Source organism: Aquimarina agarivorans, assembly GCF_000218485.1.
GTDB lineage: Bacteria > Bacteroidota > Bacteroidia > Flavobacteriales > Flavobacteriaceae > Aquimarina > Aquimarina agarivorans.
Window position 1 is genome coordinate 49654 of the sequence record NZ_AFPB01000022.1, and the last position, 7431, is coordinate 57084.

General features: G+C 33.1%; 10 protein-coding genes. All 10 read left to right on the top strand.

Features of this window, described 5'->3' with window-relative positions:
* The first annotated feature begins 144 nt into the window (after positions 1–144).
* The 10 genes from GMC_RS0100990 (at position 145) to GMC_RS22860 (ending at position 7428) form a co-directional block, all read left to right on the top strand.
* Entirely contained in the window at positions 145–1488 is a 1344-nt protein-coding gene (locus GMC_RS0100990) for a deoxyguanosinetriphosphate triphosphohydrolase (protein WP_010520378.1), read from the top strand.
* A gap of 35 nt (positions 1489–1523) precedes the next feature.
* Positions 1524–2168 (top strand): DMT family transporter, encoded by a 645-nt coding sequence (locus tag GMC_RS0100995; RefSeq protein ID WP_010520379.1) that lies wholly within the window; start codon positions 1524–1526, stop codon positions 2166–2168.
* Between the two features lie 103 nt (positions 2169–2271).
* Positions 2272–2715 (top strand): hypothetical protein, encoded by a 444-nt coding sequence (locus GMC_RS0101000; protein WP_010520380.1) that lies wholly within the window; start codon positions 2272–2274, stop codon positions 2713–2715.
* A 36-nt stretch (positions 2716–2751) separates the two neighbouring features.
* Positions 2752–3342: a penicillin-binding protein activator LpoB gene (locus GMC_RS0101005; RefSeq protein ID WP_010520381.1), complete on the top strand. Its 591-nt coding sequence runs from the start codon at positions 2752–2754 to the stop codon at positions 3340–3342.
* A 173-nt stretch (positions 3343–3515) separates the two neighbouring features.
* Positions 3516–4910 (top strand): COG3014 family protein, encoded by a 1395-nt coding sequence (locus GMC_RS0101010; protein ID WP_010520382.1) that lies wholly within the window; start codon positions 3516–3518, stop codon positions 4908–4910.
* 39 nt (positions 4911–4949) lie between these two features.
* Positions 4950–5894, top strand: a complete 945-nt coding sequence (locus GMC_RS0101015) for a 2-hydroxyacid dehydrogenase (protein ID WP_029489532.1) — start codon at positions 4950–4952, stop codon at positions 5892–5894.
* 248 nt (positions 5895–6142) lie between these two features.
* Positions 6143–6349, top strand: coding sequence for an NINE protein (locus tag GMC_RS18530; protein ID WP_010520384.1), 207 nt, complete (start codon positions 6143–6145; stop codon positions 6347–6349).
* Between the two features lie 86 nt (positions 6350–6435).
* The gene (locus GMC_RS18535) at positions 6436–6918 is read left to right on the top strand and encodes a DUF6428 family protein (RefSeq protein WP_010520385.1); all 483 of its coding nucleotides are present in this window, start codon (positions 6436–6438) and stop codon (positions 6916–6918) included.
* A 94-nt stretch (positions 6919–7012) separates the two neighbouring features.
* Positions 7013–7225: a GNAT family N-acetyltransferase gene (locus tag GMC_RS20375; protein WP_010520386.1), complete on the top strand. Its 213-nt coding sequence runs from the start codon at positions 7013–7015 to the stop codon at positions 7223–7225.
* Positions 7226–7278: 53 nt separating this feature from the next.
* Entirely contained in the window at positions 7279–7428 is a 150-nt protein-coding gene (locus GMC_RS22860) for a GNAT family N-acetyltransferase (RefSeq protein ID WP_157998125.1), read from the top strand.
* The last annotated feature ends 3 nt before the right edge of the window (positions 7429–7431 follow it).

The window sequence follows — 7431 nt, forward strand, 5'->3', positions numbered from 1 at the left end:
TTTTTGGATTCTTAAATGTACTAACAAATATCAATTTAACGGTTATATTGGTTCTGATTTAAATTTTTAAATGGATAATTTAATGTTGGAAACGGTACAAATAGCATGAATTGTTAGTCAAACAATAAAAATTAAAAGTACATGATGCAATGGGAACAACTTCTTTCTTTAAAGCGGCAAGGAGATACCAATAAGCGCTTGCGGAAGGAACAAGATGAAACCCGATTGGGTTTTGAGGTGGATTATGATCGTATTATTTTTTCAACATCATTCCGAAGTTTACAGGATAAAACACAAGTAGTTCCTTTATCAAAAACAAGTTTTGTACATACCCGATTAACCCACAGTTTAGAGGTTTCAGTAGTTGGACGCTCACTCGGACGTATCGTTGGAAAAAAAATTATTGAAAAATATCCGGCGTTGAAAACCATACACAGGTATCATTTTAATGATTTTGGTGCCATTGTTGCCGCAGCAGCGCTTTCGCATGATATTGGCAATCCTCCTTTTGGGCATTCGGGCGAAAAAGCCATTGGCGAATACTTCAAATCAGGTAATGGAAAGCAGTATAAAAATGAGCTTTCACCAAAACAGTACACGGATTTGGTTAAATTTGAAGGGAATGCAAATGGATTTAAAATTTTAAATGAAACAAAACAAGGAATTCAAGGAGGTTTACGTTTGTCCTATGCAACACTTGGAGCTTTTTTAAAATATCCCAAAGCATCACTTCCGCATAAGCCAACACCTCATATAGCGCATAAAAAATATGGTTATTTTCAAAGCGAAGCTTCTTTTTTTGAAGATTTAGTTAAAGATTTGGGCATGATTGCTCATAAAGTTGATGGTGAAATTTGTTACCATCGTCATCCATTAACTTTTTTGGTGGAAGCAGCCGATGATATTTGTTATACTATAATCGATTTTGAAGATGGTATTAACTTAGGTTTGGTCGAAGAAGATTATGCGCTAGAGTATTTAATAAAATTAGTAAAGCGTAGCATTAATACAAATAAGTATCATGCCCTTACAACAACGGCTGAACGTCTAAGTTATTTACGCGCATTGGCTATAGGAACGTTAATTAATGAAGCCGCTGAAATTTTTTTGGAAAATGAACAAGATATTTTGGCAGGAAAATTTTCTACGGACTTACTGCGCAAAAGTAAGTATCATGCGCAAATAAGCGACATCATTAAAATTAGTGTAAAAAAAATATATCAAAGTAATGAGGTGGTTGAAAAAGAAATTGCAGGCTATCAAATTTTAAATACCTTGTTGGATACTTATTGCACGGCAACAAAAAGTTACCACAATCAAAGTCAAACAGCTTATGATAAATTAATTTTAAAAGCGGAAGGCGCTCATTTCGATTACAAGAATGAGGATGTATATTTACGCCTAATTAGTATAAGTCAGTACGTAGCAAGTTTGACTGATGGGAGTGCACTGCAAAAGTTTAAAAAGGTAAAAGGGCTAAGTGTTTAATTTTTTACATTTATAGGTAAAATAAGGAAAGAGATATGGAAAGGGAAAATCAATATTCAAAATTTTATAAAGGGTGCACTACTGTAGAATTAAAAAAAATAATTACTCAAAAAGAGCTTTATCATGACGAGGCAAGAGTAGCAGCCTTTTTAGAATTGAAAAATCAAGGAATATTACTAAATTCAGAAGAAGAAAGTGAGCTTCAAAAATTAACGTCTAACCTAAAAGTGTCCGATCAAAAAGCTCAAAGTAAAAAAAAAGAGGGTCAAAAACCTGAGATCAATAATCCTTTGGAAACGCCAAGTTTGTATTCCCCAACAGCAGTTTTAGGATTTACCATATTATTTTCAGTCATTTTTGGTGGTATTTTAATGTTTCTTAATTTAAGAACCTTAAATAAAAAATCTACGGCACTAAAAGTGCTGTTTGCAACTATAGGATTCATGTTAATCGGAGGATTAGTTGCTCAATGGAGCGAAATGAATCAATGGGTCATTATGCTTGTAAATGTAATTGGAGGTATCGTATTAATTGAATTCTTTTGGAAAAAATATATTGGAAATACCTCAAATTTTAACAGAAAATCAATCTTGAAGCCAGCAGTAATTTCATTATTGGTATCTTTTTTAGTGACTTATCTTTTTATATATTTAAATCAAGGAGTACTGCCAGGAATGTAGTTTTAAATTGTCAGAAATTAGGCTAGGTATAGCTAATTTATGGATTTGAAATTATTTGTGGTACAATAATTGTTAATTAATTATCAACTAAAATACAAGCAATATGAAAACGTATATACTAACATTTTTGGGCGCATTGTCTTTCTGTATGTTGTCTGCTCAAAATTCTGATAAATTAGCGGAGGATCAAAATCCGAATTATAAAGTAGCAATGGAGAAATATATGGAAAGCCCTAAAGAGCTTACCTTATTACAATCAACAACAGTACAGGAAACGTATAAGGCAATTGATCCTTTAGAAGAAAAAAGAGAGCTACGATCACAAAGAAGACAATATAGAGCGCAACGACCATATTGGAGGCACCAACGTAGATTGGAACGTATTAAAAACACGCGCTATTACGAAAATAATAACAATTGGGGTGGATTTTATAATTACGGTTACCGTAATAATTTTATAGGAAGGCACCAACGATTCAGAAATTACAATTACTTTGGAGGAGGCTTACTAGGTTTGGGTCTTGCAGGATCTTGCCTAATAAATTAAAATATAACTTAAGAATTTAAGATAGAAATCATACGAATGAAAAAATCAATAATTACCCTAGTAGCAGCCGCTTTTAGCTTATCAATTATAACCACATCTTGTTCACGAAAAATCACACGAGTAGCAACTGATACCACTATTGATCTTAGTGGGCGTTGGAATGATACCGATTCTAGATTAGCCGCAGAGGAACTTTCAGAAGAAATTTTAACAGGAGACTGGATTACCGATTTTGTACAAAAAAATGGAAAAAAACCAGTAATGATTGTTGGTTTAGTACGCAATAAATCGCACGAGCATATTGAAAGTGAAACGTTCATCAAGGATATTGAAAAAGCTTTAATTCAAAAACAAAAAGCACGTGTAGTGCAAGGAGGAAAAATGCGAGAGGAATTGAGGGCAGAAAGAGCAGATCAACAAAATAATTCTTCAGTATCAACTATGAAAAAATTCGGACTTGAAACTGGTGCCGATTATATGTTACAAGGAAATATTAATTCAATAGTTGATGCCCATAAAAGAGAAAAAGTAGTGTATTACCAAATTGATTTAGAATTAACGCACCTTCAAACCAATGAAAAAGTTTGGATTGGCGATAAAAAAATAAAAAAATTCGTAAAAAATTAAAATCAATAAGTGAAGGATATATTCAAATACAATAGCTACATGTAGCTATTGTATTTGAAGTTACACCTTTTATTATAAGTTGATATAAAAAAGGCTTTCGATACAGAAAGCCTTTTTTTTAGAGAATAAACGAGGTATACTTACACGAACACAAAAAAGATATAATTTTTTAGATGATTTTGAAGTTTACATTTTCAGGTTACTACACCGCTATTTTAACGTTGGTATTACTTACAACTAGCTGTGCCACCTACAATTCTAAAAGTGAAATTTTCCAAGCAAAATTACAGCAAGGTAATATTGAAGGAGCTTTAGCATCAGTGGAAAAAAATAAATTTTTATTAAAACCACGCAATAAACTACTTTATTTATTAGAAAAAGGAAAGCTTTCTTATTTAAAAGGGGATTATAATGCAAGTAACTTACTATTTAATCAAGCTGATAATTTAATTGAGTCTAATGTTAGTTCAGTAGGGAGTCAAATTTTAGGAACTTTACTCAATCCTGAAAAAGAAACTTATAAAGGAGAGGATTTCGAAAAAGTAGCTATTCATTACTATAAAGCATTAAATTATGCCTTTTTAAACCAGTATGATGAGGCTTTGGTGGAAGCTAAACGAATCAATTTACAATTGCTTCAGCTTAATGAAAAATATCCACAAGGAAAAAAGAACCACTATAAGGACGATGCTTTTGCGCATAATTTGCAAGGCTTATTGTATGAAGCTTTGGGAGATATCAATAATGCGTTTATAGCATACCGAAACGCAGTCGATCTTTACTTACAAAATAATGGTATTTATATGGGGGTAGCCGTGCCAGATCAATTAAAGCAGGATTTGTTAAGAACAGCTACGGATATAGGTTTTGCAGATCAAGTTATTCGTTATGAGGAAAAATTAAATACAAAATATCAATCTGGCTCAAAGGATAATGAAGTTGTTGTTTTTTGGGAAAATGGACTAGTGCCTTATAAAGATCAAACCTTTTTTACTTTTACAATATTGCCAGGCAATAGAGTAGGTTATGTAACAGTTGTAAATGAAGAGTTAGGAATAGATTTACCATTGCCAATAGATACGGGAGGAGATAATAAATCTGATTTCTCTGATTTAGACGTGTTTAATATATCATTTCCAAAATATGTACGTCGTAATGCATTTTATAAAAATGCAACAATACAAGTTGAAGGAAGGTCTTTTCCAATGCAACTAGCTGAAAATTACGAAGAAATAGCCTTTACCACGCTTAAGGACAGGAGATTCAGAGACATAGGAAAAGCAGCCCTAAGGTTAGCGGCAAAAAAGGTATCGCAATACGCACTCAAAAACCAAAATGAAGATTTGGGAGCATTGTTAGGATTGTTTAATGCATTAACCGAAGGTGCGGATACCAGAAATTGGCAAAGTCTACCAAGTCACATTTATTACACGCGGGTACCTTTAAAGCAAGGTGAAAATACATTAACATTTAAAGCTGGTAATAATGATATCGATCAAGAAATAAAAGTGCAATCCAAAGGAACGCTTCAGTTTCAAAAAGTGGTCACGCCTAAAGTTTACAGGTGATTGGTAAAAAAAACTTAGAAATTAGTATTTTTGCACCTTATGAAAATACTACATTTAGACAACAACCACCCTTTGTTAAAGCAGCAACTTCAAGCAGCTGGATTTCAAAATGACGAAGATTATACATCATCTAAATCAGATGTAGAAAATAAAATTGCAGTTTATGACGGTATCGTTATTCGTAGTCGTTTTAAAATTGATGCTCAATTTTTAGATGCAGCTAAAAACCTGAAATTTATTGCAAGAGTAGGCGCAGGTTTAGAAAGTATTGACCTGGATGAAGCAGCAAAAAAAAATATACAACTATTTTCAGCGCCCGAAGGTAATCGAAATGCGGTTGCCGAACATACGCTGGGTATGATTTTAAGTTTATTCAATAAATTGAACATTGCTAATAGTCAAATAAAACAAGGGCAATGGTTAAGGGAAGCTAACCGGGGTATCGAATTAGATGGATTAACCGTAAGTCTAATAGGCTACGGAAATATGGGGAAGGCATTTGCGAAAAAATTAAGAGGTTTTAACGTTGAAGTCTTATGCTACGATATTAAAAGTGATGTCGATGACAGTAATGCAGAGCAAGTAGATTTGGATGAAGTTTTTGAAAAAACAGATGTCTTAAGCATTCACACCCCTTGGACACCATTAACCAACCAAATGATTAATGCTCACTTTATTTCTAAATTTAAAAAATCATTTTGGTTCTTTAATACAGCACGAGGCAAAAGTGTGATAACAAAAGATTTGGTAGCGGCATTAAAATCGGGTAAAGTTTTAGGAGCGGGCTTGGATGTGTTGGAATATGAAAAACTTTCCTTTGAAAAATTATTTGCTGATTCCAATCAAATGCCAGCTGCTTTCAAGGAATTACTCGAGTTTGACAATGTATTGTTGAGTCCTCATGTAGCAGGTTGGACCGTACAAAGTAAAGAAAAGTTAGCCCAAACTATAGTGGATAAAATTCTATCTATTTACCATTCTTAATTAAATTTTTGTTTTTAAATTAATAAACTCAAATATCATTGCATGAGCAAGAGTTTTGTTTTAGTTTAAAGTATCATTCGAAAAAGAGTCTTTTTAAATGGAAAGTTTAATGTCGGAAACGGTATATTATTTCAAAATAATTAAAAAGTCATTTTTTTTACCTTTTTTTAAATTTTATTGGGAATAAAAAAGAGAAATCATCTTTTATTTACGTTATTAAAATTAATATCTATTTATTAAATTGCAATATGTCAGGAACTATTGAGCAATTAAAAACAACGCCAAAATCGCTGGACTATTTTGATGAAAATAGAAGGCTAATTTCTGCAATATTAGCTGTATTAGTTGGTGGACTAGGTATCCATAAGTTTTATTTAGGGTATACTAGAGCAGGTTTTTTGGCAATTTTTATTGTTTTTTGTTTTTGGAATAAGTGTTTTGATAGCCTTAATTGAGGCTATTAATTACCTGTCAAAAACTGATGAAGAATTTTACGAAACCTATATCAAGAATAAGAAAGCTTGGTTTTAATACATAAACTATGATTGTTAAAGAATTTATTGATGCACTTTCAGCAAATCAGGAAAAAGAATTGCTTTTTGAATATGCTCCAGGGATGTTAGTAGGTGCCAATTACCATATTACCGAAGTAAAAAATGTGCATGTAGATAGTGTGGACTGTGGCGGGCAATCCGATAGCTGGGATGAAACTATAGTGCAATTATGGGAAAGTCCCGATGAAATAGGAAAAAAAGATTTCATGACAGTCAATAAAGCCCTTCAAATATTAAAACGCGTATCAAAAGTAAAAGCCTTTAAGTCCAACTCTTTGGTAAAAATTGAATACAGCAATTCGCAATTTCATACAGCTAACCTAGATGTAACTACAATTAGATCAAACGGAAATCAATTAATTTTGTCGTTACATGTAGCATCAACGGACTGCAAAGCAAAAGAATTGTGTGGCGTACCACAGCCAGCGGAAGAAGTAAATAGTTGTACGCCAGGGGGCGGTTGCTGTTAAATGATGGAGCTACAAGGTTTTCAAATAAGGAGATTAACACATCTGGACTGGGGGAGTATATCTTCAAATATACGCCGAAGGTCTGGATACTGGTGTGGCATCATTCGAAACAGGAGTACCTTCTTGGAAAGTATGGAATCAAGCCAATGATGATCAGTGTCGGTTAGTGGTTAGCCTTAATAAACAAGTAGTAGCTTATGCAGCGTTACTTCCAGTGTCTTTAAGGCCTCAATTTAGTGGTGTAGCTGAGGTGTCATATATGTGTCAGCAGCATATCGAGGTGTTGGAGCAGGAGCTAAATTGCTAAAAGAACTTATACGAACAAGCGAAGTTTTTGAATGTTAGACATTACAAGTATCTATTTTCAAGGAAAATACATCAGCACTCACACTATGTAAAAACCTAGGTTTTGTAGAAATTGGCAAACGCGAAAAATTAGCCAAACGAAATGGGAAATGGTACGATGTAATCATGCTAGAGCGCCGAAGTTCAGTAGTGGGTAATGACTAATTT